Raw genomic sequence first — 16,704 nt, 5'->3', positions numbered from 1 at the left:
CTCTTTCTCAATTAGTCCCGCCAAATGCCCATAGAGTATCTTCCCCTCGTATTTTTTATCATCGCCTTGTTTTACAGTTCCGTCGGATTTGGTGGAGGATCGAGTTACTTAGCAATTTTGAGCCTTTTCATTGGCAGTTTTTATGAGATAAGAACCACCGCTCTCGTCCTGAATTTATTTGTAGTGAGCATTGGTACTTTCGTTTTTGTCAAAAACAAAGTCTTTAACCTCAAGCTGTTTTGGCCATTTTTGGTCAGTAGTATTCCGCTTTCTTATCTAGGAGCTCAACTCAAACTATCCCAGTCAACTTTCTTTCTGATTTTGGGAGGATCGCTGATTCTGTCAGGAGCTTTTATGATTCTAAGATATGTCCAAGCTCATCTGATTTCCAGAGAATTTCAACTTTCAAAAAAACTAGCCTTGGGAGGTGGAATCGGTCTGCTTGCCGGGGTTTCGGGAATAGGCGGAGGAATCTTTCTTTCTCCTGTCCTAAATCTGCTCAACTGGTCCAATCCCCGAACAGTCGCTTCCCTCGCTTCGGTTTTCATTTTGGTCAATTCCCTAGCCGGGCTGGCAGGATTGGCAGTAGCGGATACGTTGGAAGTAGATCTGAGTTTGCTCTGGAAGTTGGTCATTGCTGTACTGATCGGAGGAGGAATTGGCTCTTACCTGTCCAATAAAAAATTTAACCTTCGATTTATTGGAGGCTTGACAGCTATCCTAGTCATCTATGTCGGTATACGATTGGTACTTTTACATGGCTTTGGAATAAAAATCTAAAGAGAAATCAGTATTTCGAAGTAAATCACCCTAGAATACCAGGATTGATTTTCTTAACTTTGACCATGAATCAAAAAATCCAACGCAGCCTCTCCCCTTTCAACAGCAAGCTTAAACTAAAAGGATTTAATGCCTTTCAGATAGAAAGTGATGGAGCCGAAACTAGGGTTTACAGTCGCAAGGATTTCTACAAAATATGCCTGACGACTGGTAAGAGTATCATTAACTATTCGGACAAAAGCTACGCACAGGAAGGCACAATCCTTTTCTTTGGAAATCCTCATATTCCCTATTCCTGGGAAACTATCTCAACAGAATACCAAGGCTACACATGCCTATTTTCAGAGGATTTCTTTCACCAGGGGGAAAGGACAGAAAGTCTGCTAAAGTCTCCTTTGTTTCGCTTAGACGGCACACCTATCCTACAAATCAGCGAACAACAGCGGCTTCTGTTGAATGATATTTTTGAGAAAATGATAGCTGAGCAAAATTCGGATTATGCTTTTAAGGATGATTTGATCCGCAATTACATCCACCTGATTTTCCATGAAGCGCTGAAAATGAAGCCCTCAGAGAATTTTGTACACCACAAAAGTGGCGCTTCTAGATTGACTACTGTTTTTATGGAACTTCTCGAGCGACAATTCCCTATAGAGACTCCCACGTCACCTCTACAACTGAAAACTGCGCAGGATTACGCCAGCGCACTATCGGTACATGTCAACTCCCTCAACCGGGCAATCAAAGAAATCACAGGCAAGCCTACCTCTGCCCACATTGCTGAAAGGATTCTCTCCGAAGCCAAAGCCATGCTGCAACATACCGATTGGAATATTTCAGAAATCGCCTTTGCACTTGGCTTTGAATACCCCTCCTATTTCAATAACTTTTTTAAGAAGCACACTGGCACCAACCCGAAATCACTTCGGGTGGAAACAAACTAAGCCAAGAACTTCCTATTATTTTGTAAAACAGCCTAGTGTTTGATTTTTATAATTCCCCATTTGATTTTCATTAGTAAACCGCACAGATAGGAAATAATTTTGTAAGGTGATCAATTGAGAAAAACAATGGGAGATCAACCAAAGCAGAATTATAAAAATGAAGTCGAGGCAGCCCGAATCAAACTGGCTTCTGGCACTTTAGTACCCAAAGACGATCCGTCACTCGCACTCTTGATGCCAAGAGTGATCCAGACTTTGGAGCTCGTGGCCAAACTGAATTCCTCCGGAAATGTGGACGAGGCAAGGAAAATTTTGGGTGAGATTACCTCTCAAGAAATCGACCCGTCGACGACACTTTTCCCTCCTTTCACCACCAATTTGGGAATCTTTACCAGCATCGGAAAGAACGTCTTTATCAACCATGGATGCTCTTTTCTCGATCTCGGCGGGATCACCATCGCCGATGACGTAATGATCGGTCCACAGGTCAAGTTGGTCACGGAAAATCACCCGCTTGACCCCAAAACCAGAAAAGGCCTGATCTGTAAGCCCATTCTATTAAAGAAAAATGCCTGGATCGGAGCTGGAGCGACGATTTTGCCGGGAGTGACCGTGGGAAAAAACTCGGTAGTCGCAGCTGGAGCTGTTGTCTCCAGAGATGTTCCTGACAATACCGTTGTGGGTGGAATTCCAGCCAAAATCATCAAAGAAATCCCTTTTGATTCTAGCCAACTCTAGAAAAAACACCATGAAAATCAATCGAAAACAAGTCCAGATTCCTTTCTGGACATTATTCACGTGCATCATTTTATCCTGCCAACCTCAGCAGGAAAAAGAAACAACTGAAACCTCTGCAAACGAAAATCCCGCAGGAATCTTTCCTCTTGGGAATCTGGGACCAGCCGAAAACTTCACAGGCAAAGCCTATAACTACGGACTAGTCCCCAGTGACAGCAGCTTGACGACGCTCGTGGGCAATGTATATTTTGAGCCGGGTGCACGGAGCAATTGGCACTCCCACCCCGCCGGACAAATTCTCCTCATCACCGACGGAGAAGGTTTTCATCAGATCGAAGGACAGCCGAAAGAAATCTTAAAAAAGGGCTCCGTCGCCATCTGCCCACCCAAAGTACGCCATTGGCATGGCGCTAGCCCGGAAAAAGGATTACAGCAACTCTATATCGTCCCCAATAATGAAAAAGGAATTGTGGACTGGCAAGAAGCGGTCACAGATTCAATTTACTCTAACTAGACAAACCATGAAAATTAACAAAAACGGAACACATGGCTTCTATGCTGGGCCGGAGGATTGGTTCACCGGCACTGTAAGAGTTCAACCCCTTTTTGCCAAGGAAACTCACACAAGAGCCGCTGGAGCACTGGTCACCTTTGAGGCCAATGCCCGTACAGCCTGGCACACGCACCCCGCTGGACAGACGCTGATTGTTCAGTCTGGTTTGGGCTTGGTTCAACGTGAAGGCGGAGAAATCCAAGAGATTGGGCCAGGAGATGTAGTCTATTTCGAACCGGGAGAAAAGCATTGGCACGGAGCCTCTCCGAATTCCCCTATGAGCCATATCGCCATTCAAGAAGAGGTCGATGGCAAAGTAGTGGACTGGATGGAAAAAGTCACTGACGAACAATACAAACACTAACTAAACCACTTATAATATGAACTTACCAACTATGATTCTTGGCTTAGCCACTATGGTCGGGCTCTCCAATGAATTAGAACCTAACAAAACACAATCAACCACTATGGAAACCGTAAAAACAGAAGAGCACTATACCTTTAAACTGAGTGATCAGGTGACACGAACAGCCGTCACCTTCAAAAACAGGTACGGGATCACACTGGCCGGTGATCTATACCTACCCAAAGAATCAGAAGGAAAGAAATTGCCAGCATTGGCTATCAGTGGCCCATTTGGCGCTGTAAAAGAACAAGCTTCCGGATTGTATGCAAATACAATGGCTGAGCGGGGTTTTGCTGTAATAGCTTTTGACCCATCCTACACAGGAGAAAGCGGTGGTGAACCAAGAAATGTAGCTTCCCCAGATATCAACACCGAAGATTTCAGTGCAGCTGTTGATTTTCTTGGGCTCCATGAAAATGTGGATCGGGACAAGATCGGTATTATTGGAATCTGCGGATTTGGAGGTTTTGCATTGAATGCAACCGCAGTTGACAAGCGAGTAAAGGCCGTCGCCACCACTAGCATGTACGATATGTCTAAAGTAAATGCGGAAGGATACTTTGGATCTATAACTCCCGAACAACGTACCAAAATCCTGGAAGAAATGAGTTTGCAGCGTTGGAAAGATGCAAAAAATGGGACACCAAAATACCCTGAAAATGGATTGGCACAAACCAATGACGACTCTCCGCAGTTTGTAAAAGAGTACTACGATTATTATAAAACCGAACGAGGCTTTCATGAAAGATCCTTGAACTCAAATGCTGCCTGGACGGCAACAAACAGCTTATCTTTCATGAATATGCCTCTCTTGACTTACATTCAAGAGATTTCTCCAAGACCCATGCTCCTCATTGCGGGGTCCGAAGCTCACTCTCTTTACTTTAGTCAGGATGCTTATGAAGCAGCGGCAGAACCGAAAGAATTAATGATCATACCCGGAGCAGTGCATACCGACCTCTATGACGGCGGTGATAGTGAGTTTATCCCGTTTGATAAGTTGGAGGCATTTTTCAATGAAAACTTGAAGTAAAAACCACTTAGAATAAAACCTATGAACACACCCCAAACATTGGCATTTGGAACTGAAGCAGCTCATCTGCCAATCAAAAAAATGAACATTCAGCGTCGAGCACTTTTACCTAATGATGTCTCGATCGAAATCCTCTACTGCGGTATCTGCCACTCAGATCTACATGCGGCAAAAAATGACTGGGGAGGATCGACTTACCCACTCGTTCCGGGTCATGAAATTGTTGGAAAAATAACTGAAATCGGTTCTGAGGTCAGTAAATTTAAAGTTGGAGATCTTGCTGCTATCGGCTGTATCGTGGACAGCTGCGGAACCTGCAGTCATTGTCATGAAGGCGAAGAACAGTTTTGTGAGTCTGGTTGGACCGTAGTTTTCAATTCACCAGATAAAATCTCCGGCGGAATGACATACGGTGGATTTTCGGAGCAAATCGTCGCAGATGCCGACTATGTCTTGAAAATGTCCGACAAAGTAGACTTGGCAGCGTCGGCTCCCGTGCTATGTGCTGGGATTACGGTTTACTCTCCGCTGAAACATTGGAAAGTAGGCCCGGGAAAAAAAGTAGGAATCATTGGAATAGGTGGACTGGGCCATATGGCTATCAAAATCGCCAAAGCAATGGGCGCGGACGTCACGGTTTTCACCACTTCTCCATCCAAAATGGAAGATGCAAAAAACCTAGGTGCTGACCATGCTATTCTTTCCACTGACAAATCAGCCATGAAGGACCAAAGAGGCTTTGATATGATCCTTGACACCGTATCAGCCAAGCATGACGTCAATGTATACCTTAGGGCATTGAAAGTCGATGGAAGTCTCGTGCTCGTAGGCCTTCCAAATGAACCCTTGGAAATCGGAGCCTTCAATGTGGTCAATGGACGAAAGAGTTTCTCAGGTTCCAATATCGGAGGAATCGCGGAAACACAAGAAGTGATTGACTTTTGCGCCGAACATGGCATCACTGCCGACATCGAGCTGATCAATCCATCTGAAATCAACGAAGCTTTTGAACGCTTGGAAAAAGGAGATGTGAAGTATCGCTTTGTGATCGATCTAAAAAAATAAATGTGAAAAGCCCGATCGATGAGATCGGGCTTTTGTATTTGATATCCATAAGCTTCTACTTGAAAAAGGTAATGAATCAACGAGTATTTCTTTGAATTTTGTAGGTATATAAAACCACTACATAGATGAAAACAAGAAAATTGGGAAATCAGGGACTCGAAGTATCCGAGCTTGGTCTGGGCTGCATGGGAATGAGTTTTGGCTATGGCACGCCTGCTGACGAAAATCAAATGGTCAAGTTGATTCATGAAGCGATAGACCTTGGCGTGACGTTCTTTGACACCGCTGAGGTATATGGACCCTATGCCAATGAGGAACTTGTCGGTAAAGCTCTGACTCCTTTTAAAGGCCGAGTGGCCATTGCTACGAAATTCGGCTTTGATCTCAGCAAAAAAGGAACATCCGGGCTTGATTCACGTCCAGCTTCTATCCGTAGCGCTGTCGAAGGCTCCTTAAAACGCCTGCAAATCGACAAAATCGATCTCCTTTACCAGCATCGAGTAGACCCAAATGTACCGATCGAAGATGTAGCCGGCACGGTCAAGGGCTTAATCAGTGAAGGAAAGGTAGCTCATTTTGGTCTTTCGGAGGCTGGTGTTCAGACCATTCGTAGAGCACATGCTATACAGCCCCTTACTGCATTGCAAAGCGAGTATTCCTTATGGTGGAGAGAACCTGAGCCAGAAATTTTTCCAACTTTAGAAGAACTAGGGATTGGATTCGTCCCTTTCAGCCCATTAGGAAAAGGATTTTTAACGGGAAAAATAACGGCTAACACCCAGTTTGAAGCATCAGATTTCCGCAATGCTGTCCCGAGATTTTCTGAAGAAAACAGAAGCGCCAACCAAGGAATTTTAGAGCTTTTGGATCAACTGGCAGATCTGCACAAAGCTACTCCTGCTCAAATAGCTTTAGCATGGGTTTTGGATCAAAAACCTTGGATCGTACCAATTCCCGGGACTACCAAATCTCATCGCCTCAAAGAAAATCTAGAAGCTGCAAAGCTCGAATTGACGAAGTCAGATCTAGAGAAAATCAATCTCGAATTCTCAAAAATCTCCGTCAAAGGAGAGCGCTATCCAGAATCCTCACAAAAGATGATAGACCGATAATCGGAAGCAAAAAATAAAATTTTGACGATCCTTGAAGCGAATTGGGATTGGTTGCCGTCTTGGCGGAGAATTAAAACTAATACCAACAATATGATTAAAGGATTAAATTCTTTGAAAAACATCAGCTTCAGAGGACTCTTAACCGCCGGAATCCTTGGTTCCACTTTGATGATGTCTAGCTGTCTGGACGATTTTGATGGTCCTGACGCCACCCCAGCTGCCTACATCACCATCTACCAAGGCTCACCAGATGCTCCCGCCATGGACATCTACGCCAATGCCAACAAAGTCAACAATTACCCGCTGAATTATTCAGAGCTTTTGGCATATAGTCCTTTCTACATTGGAGATAGAACTTTCAAATTCTCGTCTTTCAATTCCACCACTTCCTTGCTGGAAAAAGACTTTACCCTAGAGCAAGACGTCATCTACTCCATGTATGTGATGGATGAGGTAGAAAACTTGGATGCTATCCTTGTCGAAGACGAATGGAAAGAACCTGTGGCTGATTCTGCCCAAGTGAGACTGGTTCATCTCTCTCCAGACACAGAGGAAGTCTATCTCGAAATTGAAGAAATTGAGGAAGCAATCACTCCAAGCGTTGCTTTTGGTTCCCCTTCCGGATTTCAAGAAATCATCGCCGACATCTACACAGTCCATATCAAGTCTGTAGAAACCGGAGAAACTCTACTCACGGCAGAAGACATCGACCTCAAAGGCAATCGTGTCTACACCTTTGTAATGAGAGGCTTGGGCACTACGCTTGAATCCAACAAAAAGAGAGATTTGCAATTGATAACCAACTATATAAACTACAACTGATCAAAATCAGTCATGCAACAAATCCCGGATCTTTGATCCGGGATTTTTTTTTTTGGGTAGAAAGATTGGATGTGGGGAAGTTGGGAAGTTGGAAGTTGGATAAAAATTAGGTTGGTGCCAGAAGTTAAAAGTACTCAGAAGCAGTGATCAGTGCTTAGATAAAGGTGGTGTTTGGATGCAGGAAGTAGGACGAAAATTAGTTCGATGTCCAATGTTGGAATTACCCAGTCTCAGTGATCAGTTTTCAGATAGGGTTGAATGAGGGAGGCTGGATGAAAATTAGTATGATTTCTGATGACCGAAGTTAGAAGCATTCAGACTCAATGATCATCGGAACAACAGACCACTGATTACTAAAACCAGTGGTCCGTTGTCTTTGAGTAGTTGGGATATCGGTTATCTATTATAGATTTTACTTCGGTCCCTTGACGAGTGATTAAGGTCTACAACCTTAATCTCCTTACTGCTTTTCCTGATTGGATCCTCCCCCAAAATTAACCTTGAAAGATGCTCCGAAAAAGCCGGGATTATCCCCAAATCCGGTGAACTGAGTCAGAGGATAATTGTAAAAAGGCATCAGTACATAGCTTGATTTCTCAGACTGAAGTACCCGTAGATTCAAACCAAAGTTCATCGTGGCAAACGGATAAAACTTAGATTCTACCGGTTCAAGAGTACGGCTCTGTACCACATTTTCATTCACAGTCTTGTACGAATTCAAACCTGCTGCATCCATTGCAGCCACCGTCACACTTCTGGAAAATGAAGTCTTTTGCTCCGCCTTTTGACTAAAAGCATAGAAATTAGAAAACCCTGCCTGAACAGTCACTGAATTATTACGAGTCACTGGGTATCTGACATAGAGGGGGATTTCTACCTGAGTCTGGCGCACCACAATCGTCTCCGTACTTGGAGCCACTGAAGAGGCAAAAGCATTGCTATAGGAGGAATTTGCCTGATTTTCTTGATTGAGCAAGTTCAAGCCCAAACCAGAACTCAAAGTCAGTTTACCCGGCAAATCCAAATCCACCAAAAATCCTAGTCCCAAAGTAGAACTAGACACATTTGCGCCCTCCTGCTGACTAGCCCCATAGCCTGGAGCCACTCCCAAGCCAAAACTCCATTCAGATTTATCTTTTGGAATCTCCTTGATCTCAGACTCTTCAGTCCAAGCGATTAAGTTCTCTTGTTTTGATTCCTGCACCTGATTATCAGCAACTGCATTCCCAACCGAAGATTCGATTGACTTTTCCGAACTTGAATTATTTGTAATTGTAGACTCCTGATTTTGAGCGACTACACTAGTTTGCTCTGCTTCTCTGCTCATATTGGTTATAGTAGGAACAGAAGTATTGTTTTCAACCTGCTTGTTTGGTAGCGCTTTAGTCGTGCCTTTAGTCTGAGACTCAGTCACAGATCCCGTATTCTGCTGGGTTGGTTCCGCAGCTGCTATAAAATCACTCGTTGCAGATTTTGACTGAGGAGCTGTATCAAACTGATCGATTTTATTTTCGGATTCTACTGAAGTATCGGATGAATTTCCCGCTAGACTTTGAGAATCATCAGATTTTGTCGAGTTCACTGAATCTTGACTTATTCCAGTTTTGCTATTTGTGGACAGGAGCTCTGTATCTTGAATACTCTGATTGGTATCTACTACCAAATATAATGCTGCCAAGAGCAATAAGCTGGCAGCTATTCCACTGACCCACTGCATCCAGGCTTTTCGTTTATCTGCCTTTCGCTTCTGGTCAAACCTCTCCCATGCCCCTAATTCATAGGGATGCGGATTGCTTTCCTGATGATTTTTCAGGGAGTCTGCTATCTGTTTGCTTAGCTTATCTTCCTGCATATTCTTTCAAATGTATTTGAACTAGCTGGCGCAGTTTGGATTTTGCGCGAGCCAAATAAACTCGGGACGAACTTTCGGTGATATTGAGTTTGACCCCGATTTCTCTATGACTATACCCTTCTACTTCGTAGAGGTTAAACACCAGCTTCTGATCCTCAGGAAGCTGATTGAGCAAGGCGATCAGATTTTCATAGGCCAGATCTCCCAAGGCATTGACCTCGTGAAAGACCTCGGTCTGTTCATTGATCTCCATTTGCTCTCGGATTCGCTTGTTCTTTCTGTAGAAATCTATGGCTGTATTGACGGTAATCCGACGAAGCCAGGATTTGACAGATTGAAACTCTTCGAAATTGGCAACCGAGCCAAAAAACTTCAGAAAGGAATCGTTGACGATCTCCTGGGCCAGATCTCGATCTTTGGCATAGGAAAGACTGATACCCATGACGTAGCCATAGTACCTCTTGAAAAAAATTTCCTCATGTTTTGCAGATCGACGTTTGCAACCGTCAATCAACTCTTCGTCAGACCAATTCAATACTGTAGAATTACTTAAATCCCAGGTTTGTCTGTATTCAAACGCTTCTTCTCCGGAAGTGGGTTTTGGTGATCGGTTTTTTCTGAGCAGGGATCAGGAAGATTCAAGGGCATCATTGCTATGGTCTGCTGCTGTTGAGTCCGGCTGAGTTCCTCACCAGATTGAAATACAAAGCTGCAAAAGAACATTAACAAAACGCCTCTTGAAAACAATCCCATTTTCTTTTTTAGGGGAGACGGCATAAAGAGATCAGGCGCTACAGGAATTAGTAAAAATGTTCGAAAACTAATGTTTCATCATAAATAACACCAAGCAATTTTCCTGAAACTGCGTCAATGTAAGTGGATTTACTTTTTTGAAGACCTTCTTCACTTTTCCCTGTTATTTCTTTAAAAACCCAAGCGAAGGTATTTGCTCTGGGGTAAAACTCAAACTCAGAACTGGACTTTTCAAAATTGATGGTAGAGTCACTTTCAACAATCCTCACAATTTGCTCAAATGCCAATAACCCTTTATTCTTTTGACCAAAAACACCCCACTGACTCCAAGCTGGGTAGGCGGGCATTTCAGAAATTTCTCCTTTGACATTTGCAAAAAAGTCAGCAGAATACTGGGCTACGCCAGCTACTTCATCTTTGAAAGACAAGCATATTCGATAGCCTTTTTCACCATTTTGGTATAGAACTCTACCTTCGGCTTTATTCATCTTTGTTCCGTCGTATTCATAGATGGAGGAAATAAAAAGCTTTTCGAAAAACTCCTGCCCCATTGATTTGATTAGCCTTTCTTTGATTTTAGATTGAGCTTCTGTAGGCAAATCTGACCAATCCCTTAGTGGTTTTGGGTAGTATTTTCTATAAATAGGCTCTCCACACTTATTGTAATGAAGGTTCGTCTTGTAGGAGATATAATTGGGGTCTGGTTCTAAAAAAACATCCAAAGTGTCATTTTTGGACAAATCGATTGGAAGCCAAACTGGTAAAAATTCTGCTTTATTGATACTCAAGAAAAATTCATGATCCTCAAAATCCACCGCATCATCTGACCAACGAACATATTTCAAAACTTCTTCTCCTTTCTTATGATGCAATTGGCCAAAATTCAAATAACCGTCTTGTATAATCTCAGAATCGTAACTATTCGAATATGCACCTGAACTACTATCAATCAACCTAAAATAAGATTGACTATTGCCTAAATTTGAAAAACCGATAAGGCAAAAGATTAGTAATACCCTCCGAACAAAAATCATTGATGAAAATTTAAAGAATTTCAAAATATTAAAGATTATCCAGTTCCCCATTCCATTGGATAGGCATAGAAAAAGGATCCAACACCTCATCCAATAACACCGCCACTTCCCTCCTAGTCAATTTTTTATCTTTATCGAAGGCTTCTGGAAGTTTTGTATAATTCCATCCTTCCTCAAGCATTTCCAAGGTCAAATCTGGCTTAAATATTTTAAGAAAATGACTCAACTTCTCCAAAGTCAGGTAGTCTCCAGATGCTCCCCAGAATCCATCCAACTGCGGATAATAGCTTTTCAAACCTGAAATCAATTCGTACTCTGTCACTAATCTATCCGGGTAAAACCAAGTTTGATTTGCCCAGAGATAGGGCACTCCTTCGCCTTGTAGGATTCCCGTGGCTCCTATTCGCTGTATCGCCTGAAAATACGGATCTTCTCTTTCTACATCCAAAAATGGCATGACAAAGGCTCTCTGATCCAATAGAGCCTCTTGCACTTCCCGAATAGAAACCTGATCTGGCAATTTTCCTGATTTTTTTGAAACTGCAGCCAACACTCCCGCCGCCTGCCCGATACCCAATACAACGGGCTGAAGTCGGGAAGCTCCATTGACAATATTGGACACGGAGATACTCTTTTCGGCCAAAATCAAACCAGGCTGATCTTGGGGTACCAAAGCACCTAAGGGAACATTGTAAGAAGGCACTCGGATTTTTATAAAATCTATCGCAGGTGCCTCGGAATTTTTCTTATGATGATGATCAATGGTATAGTCTCCTACGGCAATTCCAGTGCGATACAGCGGACTCGCTGCCTCGTAGGGAGTTCTCACATAGGGAAGTGTAAAATCCACCTTGCCAAGAAATCTTCTTGACTCGCGATGGTATGGAATCATCGGTAAACCATCCTCTGTCGGATACTCACCTTCGGCAATTCCCAGATGTTTATAGCCCAGTTCCTGCTGGATATAATAGACAAATCTCAAACTGGCTTGCTTTGCTTTTTCTATTTCTAGATCACGTGCTTGAGGACTTAGTTCCACCAGGTTGACATAATAGTCATTCCCGCAATTTGGCCAGTTGATCATATACTTGCCATTGGGCAATTTGCCATAGCTGATCATCTTGTCACAATCCAAGGTGGGATCATTGTCTGAAATCGGATCTGCATGGGCACAGGCACAGGCAAATTCGGCTGGATCATAATCCTTTGGCTTTGCGATAGTTCGATCCGATCCTTGCCCAAAATCCTCCAATGTCACCACATATGTCAAATCTTGTATGATGTCATTACTTTGCTCCGGCGCAAACTCTTCTCCGATCTCCTCTCTTGCATCCATTCCCAAGCGATAAGGCAAACCTAATGACGCTGCCACATCACCCAGCTCTGTAGCATCTATCAGGAGTGGCGCTGAAACAGAATTCATCTCTCCCTGCTGATCAAATTCTACCTTCCAAACCTGATTTTCATAGCTCACACTTTTCCATTGGCTTTGAAAAGCGAGTTCCAAGTTATCAACTCCCTGAGCTATTTCTTGAAAAACCTGATTTCCAACCTGAGGTTCAAAAAGTGTATTGGAAACCCAACCTGTAGACATGGACTGCTGCGAACCATAATGAGCTATCAAACTGTCTCGAAACTCAGCCCAAATACCGGATGGCAGTCGGTGATTTCCATCAATCGCTGAAACACCCGCCGCAGTCAGCATCCCTCCCAACCAAGGGCCTTCCTCGATAATCAAACATTTCACACCAGCTCGGCCAGCAGCGATACCGGCAGCAGTCCCACTGGCCCCTCCTCCCACGATGATCAAGTCATAATGTTGTTGGGAAAAACTTAGATTGGAAAACGACAAGAAAAAGAATAAACAGAAAGCAATCCGCATCGGGTATAGTGTTATTAGGGTTATAATTTAATCAGAAATGAACTCAGCGTCTTTTAGAGAAAGACTCCACCGGCACCAATCAATGTAGAGCGCTCTCCCAACTGAGATATGTGAAAGGCCAAATCCACTCCATAGTTCCTGAGATAGGATTGGGCACTGGGTAGAAAATAGGAATGAGCATTCGCAATTTTCCCACCCAAAATCACAGCCTGGGTCTGAAGCCTGATCACATAAGGAAAGAGAAACTCTCCCAATGCCTGACCATAGACCTTGAAAACTTCCTCCCGAATAGAAGGATCAAAACCCTCTTCCATCAACTCTCTTGCTCCTGCGATAGTCTTAGAATACCGCTCATCGACATATTTCTGAAACCAACTGGTACCTAGATAGTCTTCCGCGATTCCTTGCCGAAAAGGAGCAGTCCAAAGCTTGGCATCTTTGACAATTTCCTCCACCTGAATCGCCGACCCCAAGCCCGTTCCCAGTGTCAAACCCATTGTATTGGTGTAGTCTTTCCCTGCACCAGCCAAACTTTCTCCTTTCAAAAAGGCCTCAGCATCATTCATAAAACAAATATTGGCCGGGACAATTTCCAGCTCTTTCGCCAACAAATCCCTGATGGACTTTCCATACAGTGACTTCATTTTTCCTTGTTCCAAAATCAGCGAAATTCCACTTTCATAATCAAATGGACCTGGCATCGCAATGCCGACTTTAAGATCGGCTTTAGCATCAGCAATGCTTCGTATCAAACCTGCCCAATTGGAAATAATATCACTGGCCGAAGCACTGGAATCTACAGATGCTTCTGAAAACTTATCTATGCGGATTTCACCCGATGATTTATTCAAAATACCAGCTGCAATATGCGAACCGCCTATATCAACGCCTACGATCATGGCTTGGGGCTTTCTGATTCTTTCTCTCCCCTTAAAGCAGTATTCAAAGCCTTCAAAAGCCGACGGGTATTGTCCTCCGACAATTCCCAAAACATAGCCCCGGCTAATTTATGATCTTTGACAAACTGCATTTTACCCTGAAGAGACTCTTCATCTTCATACGTAATCCAAGTAGAATCTTTAGCTGAATAAAGATATGGAGCCGCTGCAGCTTCATCCCAAAAGCGCTGATAGTTGGAGTTTTTGGAAAGAGCCAAAACCTGATGATAAGGCAAGCCCATCGCATAAGCTCCAGGCTGATCAAGGCCATTTTGATCAGCTCCCACTTGCCTCCACATCCGACCATAAAAGGGCACGCCCAATACTATCTTTTCCGCAGGTACTCCGAATTCGACATGTTCCTTTACTGCCTTTTCAGCTGAGGCTCCTTTGCCTCCATAGCCATGCAAATTGGCATGATGTCCTGTGACTTCATCGCTTCCTGTATAAAAATCATAAGTCATGATATTGATAAGATCCAGATACTTTTGGGCCTCGGCCATATCATTTGCTTCCAAGTATTTGCGAAATCCACCTGACGCAATGGTGCTCAAATAGTGCGTATCGTCAAGTGCACCTAATGAATCTAGCGCTTCCCGAAAACTGCGAAGCATTGCTACAAAATTTTCCTTATCCTCTGGTTTATGCGGATTGTCATCTCCTGGCATTCCCGGGTATTCCCAATCAAAATCCAATCCATCCAAGTGATACTTTTGAAGGAACTCAATTCCAGACTGGGTAAGTTTTTTGATCCCTTCCGGACTGGAAACTGCCTCTGAAAAACCTTTGGAATTGGTCCAACCACCGATGGAAACCAATAGTTTGAGTTCCGGATTGATTTCTTTTAGTCTGCGAAGTTGTAGAAAGTTGAGACTGTCCTTTTCCTTGCGATCTCCGATATGGGTGACGACTCCATCTTTTACATCGGCAAATGCATAGTTGATATGAGTGAGTTTGTCTACTGGGATTTTTTTGGGATTGAGTGTTTTCCAGCCAGCCACATAGCCTATGACGACATAGTCTTGATCAGGCGCGGTGACTTCTTCTTCAATTTTGGGAGAGCAGGCTAATGCAGAGACAAAAAATAAAAGCAATAGATTTTTCATAAAGGATAATTTGGGACGAATATAAAAAAGACAGAGGTTTTGAACTCAATCAAAACCTCTGTCAATTTAAGGATCAGGAAAAATTAATTTCCACCATCCCACCACATTCTCGTCACCCAAGTATCACCGCCCATTGAAGAAACTCCGCCTGCAAGTCCTTCTGGATTTGTAGTACTTTCGGAAGCTGGATACAGCTGTCTCGTAGGGATCTGGCCTCCTGAGAAATTACCGGAGTAGTTTACTGGAGTCAATTCTGGGTAGCCAGATCTTTTCCAATTATTCCATGACTCTACAAAGTTGGCGAATAAGCCAGTTGTTGCCCAGATTTGCTCATTAATCATCTTCAATGATGCTGTTGCACTACTGGTATCCAATGGATTGGCCGCGGCATAAGCAGCAGCAGCCGATGGTGCTACGCTACCACCACCAAATTTACCTATTGAAATCAAAGCAGCTTCCACACCAGCAGCATAATAGCTAGACGCTGTGCCTGGCACACCGTAACCTCTGGCTGCTGCATCAGCAAGCAAAAGCTGTACCTCAGCATAGGTCAAAATAAACACTGGTGCATCACGGTCTCGATAAATAGCCGTAGGTCTTGAATACGCCCCAATAGGAGCAATATCATCACCAGAACCAGTAGGGCCCGGGTAATTTGGTTCATTCGAAACATCTGTGGCTCCACCTCTCAGATCGTATCCATTAGGTAATCCCACTTGAACTGCAGGATCATTGTTTCCGGCTGCACTACTTCTATTGGCTGCAAGGCCTGCAGCAGGTACTTCTGCCACGATAGACAATCTAGGATCATTTGTAGACTTCAAGAAATCGATCAAATGATCAGACCATCTTACCTCATACACATCATCTGTGACATTCAGTGCATTGGCACTGGAGTTAGCATATCCATTGGCCTGATCAGATACCAACACTGCTTCATCAGCTGTAGAGGCAAACACACCCCCTGCTATTGCTTTAGACACATAATTTTGAGCTGTAGACGGATCAGCATCTACCAATCTCATAGCCATTCTCAGCATGATAGAATAGCCAAGTTTTCTCCATTTGCTCAAATCACCTCCATACAGCACATCATTTTTGATGGCATCTCCAGAGTCAGAAAGAGATCCAATAGCTGCCTCTAGATCCGACAGCATTGCAGTATAAGCACCAGCTTGAGAATCATACACAGGTTGGGTGATTCCCTCTTCGGCCCTCAAGGCTTCAGAATAAGGAATATCTCCATATACATCCGAAACGAATGAAAGTGTCAATACTTTCCAGATAGTTCCAACAGCATACAGATTGCTAAAACCTTTCTCTTCAGCTAATTTCTGCATCTGGAATGTTCTGGATGCAGATGAAAATCCGTCGTTCCAAACACTTTGAATATAGCTATTGGTACTACCGGAAGCCACATATTTATCAGCGTTTGAATAGTAGTTAGCACCACCTGTAGAAGTAGAGGCCATGACTTGGACCCACATACTTTGGAATAAGATCGCGCCGGTATATCCTGTCATCATATTGCCATAATTATAGGAAACCGTAGGCAATATCAAATTTGGATCAAACACATTAGATCCAGCACTATTTGGATTGGTATTGATGTCTGCAAAATCACCATCACAACCTGAAGCGGTCAAGAGTAATCCAGATAGCAATATGCTTATATATTTTTTCATA

At 43.4% G+C, this 16,704-nt stretch carries 16 protein-coding genes; 9 read left to right on the top strand and 7 right to left on the bottom strand.

Features of this window, described 5'->3' with window-relative positions:
• Positions 1-24: 24 nt before the first annotated feature.
• The 9 genes from G460_RS0101445 (at position 25) to G460_RS0101405 (ending at position 7,453) form a co-directional block, all read left to right on the top strand.
• The gene (locus tag G460_RS0101445) at positions 25-780 is read left to right on the top strand and encodes a sulfite exporter TauE/SafE family protein (protein WP_026953699.1); all 756 of its coding nucleotides are present in this window, start codon (positions 25-27) and stop codon (positions 778-780) included.
• Positions 781-845: 65 nt separating this feature from the next.
• Positions 846-1,724, top strand: coding sequence for a helix-turn-helix domain-containing protein (locus G460_RS0101440; protein ID WP_026953698.1), 879 nt, complete (start codon positions 846-848; stop codon positions 1,722-1,724).
• 126 nt (positions 1,725-1,850) lie between these two features.
• The gene (locus tag G460_RS0101435; protein WP_051315864.1) at positions 1,851-2,462 is read left to right on the top strand and encodes a sugar O-acetyltransferase; all 612 of its coding nucleotides are present in this window, start codon (positions 1,851-1,853) and stop codon (positions 2,460-2,462) included.
• A gap of 10 nt (positions 2,463-2,472) precedes the next feature.
• The gene (locus G460_RS21220; RefSeq protein WP_035463730.1) at positions 2,473-2,976 is read left to right on the top strand and encodes a cupin domain-containing protein; all 504 of its coding nucleotides are present in this window, start codon (positions 2,473-2,475) and stop codon (positions 2,974-2,976) included.
• A 7-nt stretch (positions 2,977-2,983) separates the two neighbouring features.
• Complete coding sequence (locus tag G460_RS0101425) at positions 2,984-3,379, top strand: (R)-mandelonitrile lyase (protein WP_026953695.1); 396 nt, start codon at positions 2,984-2,986, stop codon at positions 3,377-3,379.
• A 103-nt stretch (positions 3,380-3,482) separates the two neighbouring features.
• Complete coding sequence (locus tag G460_RS0101420) at positions 3,483-4,454, top strand: alpha/beta hydrolase (RefSeq protein ID WP_245578681.1); 972 nt, start codon at positions 3,483-3,485, stop codon at positions 4,452-4,454.
• A gap of 21 nt (positions 4,455-4,475) precedes the next feature.
• Positions 4,476-5,519: an NAD(P)-dependent alcohol dehydrogenase gene (locus tag G460_RS0101415; RefSeq protein WP_026953693.1), complete on the top strand. Its 1,044-nt coding sequence runs from the start codon at positions 4,476-4,478 to the stop codon at positions 5,517-5,519.
• A 125-nt stretch (positions 5,520-5,644) separates the two neighbouring features.
• Positions 5,645-6,631: an aldo/keto reductase gene (locus tag G460_RS0101410; RefSeq protein WP_026953692.1), complete on the top strand. Its 987-nt coding sequence runs from the start codon at positions 5,645-5,647 to the stop codon at positions 6,629-6,631.
• Between the two features lie 90 nt (positions 6,632-6,721).
• Entirely contained in the window at positions 6,722-7,453 is a 732-nt protein-coding gene (locus G460_RS0101405) for a DUF4397 domain-containing protein (protein ID WP_026953691.1), read from the top strand.
• A gap of 460 nt (positions 7,454-7,913) precedes the next feature.
• Here the strand turns inward: G460_RS0101405 and G460_RS0101400 are convergent, their stop codons facing one another.
• From G460_RS0101400 to G460_RS0101365, 7 genes are all read right to left on the bottom strand, one after another.
• A complete protein-coding gene (locus tag G460_RS0101400) occupies positions 7,914-9,305 on the bottom strand; it encodes an outer membrane beta-barrel protein (protein WP_026953690.1) in 1,392 nt (463 codons plus the stop codon).
• Positions 9,292-9,840 carry an RNA polymerase sigma factor gene (locus tag G460_RS0101395; RefSeq protein WP_026953689.1) on the bottom strand — a complete coding sequence of 183 codons (549 nt, stop codon included), beginning with the start codon at positions 9,838-9,840 and terminating at the stop codon, positions 9,292-9,294. The genes G460_RS0101400 and G460_RS0101395 overlap by 14 nt, the downstream gene beginning before the upstream one ends.
• 265 nt (positions 9,841-10,105) lie before the next feature.
• Positions 10,106-10,930 carry a hypothetical protein gene (locus G460_RS0101385; protein ID WP_157366843.1) on the bottom strand — a complete coding sequence of 275 codons (825 nt, stop codon included), beginning with the start codon at positions 10,928-10,930 and terminating at the stop codon, positions 10,106-10,108.
• Between the two features lie 190 nt (positions 10,931-11,120).
• Entirely contained in the window at positions 11,121-12,974 is a 1,854-nt protein-coding gene (locus G460_RS0101380) for an FAD-dependent oxidoreductase (RefSeq protein WP_026953687.1), read from the bottom strand.
• Positions 12,975-13,027: 53 nt separating this feature from the next.
• A complete protein-coding gene (locus tag G460_RS0101375; RefSeq protein ID WP_051315862.1) occupies positions 13,028-13,873 on the bottom strand; it encodes an ROK family protein in 846 nt (281 codons plus the stop codon).
• Complete coding sequence (locus tag G460_RS0101370) at positions 13,870-15,018, bottom strand: glycoside hydrolase family 18 protein (protein WP_026953685.1); 1,149 nt, start codon at positions 15,016-15,018, stop codon at positions 13,870-13,872. The genes G460_RS0101375 and G460_RS0101370 overlap by 4 nt, the downstream gene beginning before the upstream one ends.
• 83 nt (positions 15,019-15,101) lie before the next feature.
• Positions 15,102-16,703, bottom strand: a complete 1,602-nt coding sequence (locus tag G460_RS0101365; RefSeq protein WP_026953684.1) for a SusD/RagB family nutrient-binding outer membrane lipoprotein — start codon at positions 16,701-16,703, stop codon at positions 15,102-15,104.
• Between the last annotated feature and the right edge of the window lies 1 nt (position 16,704).

It is taken from the genome of Algoriphagus vanfongensis DSM 17529, from assembly GCF_000429465.1.
GTDB lineage: Bacteria > Bacteroidota > Bacteroidia > Cytophagales > Cyclobacteriaceae > Algoriphagus > Algoriphagus vanfongensis.
The sequence above is the reverse complement of the archived record's forward strand: the minus strand, read 5'-3'. Positions and strand labels throughout refer to the sequence as shown.

Bases quoted from the DNA above. Each gene is read 5' to 3' on its own strand.
- G460_RS0101400 (WP_026953690.1), bottom strand. From the start codon at position 9,305: ATGCAGGAAGATAAGCTAAGCAAACAGATAGCAGACTCCCTGAAAAAT.
- G460_RS0101420 (WP_245578681.1), top strand. From the start codon at position 3,483: ATGGAAACCGTAAAAACAGAAGAGCACTATACCTTTAAACTGAGTGAT.
- G460_RS0101415 (WP_026953693.1), top strand. From the start codon at position 4,476: ATGAACACACCCCAAACATTGGCATTTGGAACTGAAGCAGCTCATCTG.
- G460_RS0101445 (WP_026953699.1), top strand. From the start codon at position 25: ATGCCCATAGAGTATCTTCCCCTCGTATTTTTTATCATCGCCTTGTTT.
- G460_RS0101440 (WP_026953698.1), top strand. From the start codon at position 846: ATGAATCAAAAAATCCAACGCAGCCTCTCCCCTTTCAACAGCAAGCTT.
- G460_RS0101380 (WP_026953687.1), bottom strand. From the start codon at position 12,974: ATGCGGATTGCTTTCTGTTTATTCTTTTTCTTGTCGTTTTCCAATCTA.
- G460_RS0101365 (WP_026953684.1), bottom strand. From the start codon at position 16,703: ATGAAAAAATATATAAGCATATTGCTATCTGGATTACTCTTGACCGCT.
- G460_RS0101425 (WP_026953695.1), top strand. From the start codon at position 2,984: ATGAAAATTAACAAAAACGGAACACATGGCTTCTATGCTGGGCCGGAG.
- G460_RS0101435 (WP_051315864.1), top strand. From the start codon at position 1,851: ATGGGAGATCAACCAAAGCAGAATTATAAAAATGAAGTCGAGGCAGCC.
- G460_RS0101405 (WP_026953691.1), top strand. From the start codon at position 6,722: ATGATTAAAGGATTAAATTCTTTGAAAAACATCAGCTTCAGAGGACTC.
- G460_RS21220 (WP_035463730.1), top strand. From the start codon at position 2,473: ATGAAAATCAATCGAAAACAAGTCCAGATTCCTTTCTGGACATTATTC.
- G460_RS0101370 (WP_026953685.1), bottom strand. From the start codon at position 15,018: ATGAAAAATCTATTGCTTTTATTTTTTGTCTCTGCATTAGCCTGCTCT.
- G460_RS0101410 (WP_026953692.1), top strand. From the start codon at position 5,645: ATGAAAACAAGAAAATTGGGAAATCAGGGACTCGAAGTATCCGAGCTT.
- G460_RS0101375 (WP_051315862.1), bottom strand. From the start codon at position 13,873: ATGATCGTAGGCGTTGATATAGGCGGTTCGCATATTGCAGCTGGTATT.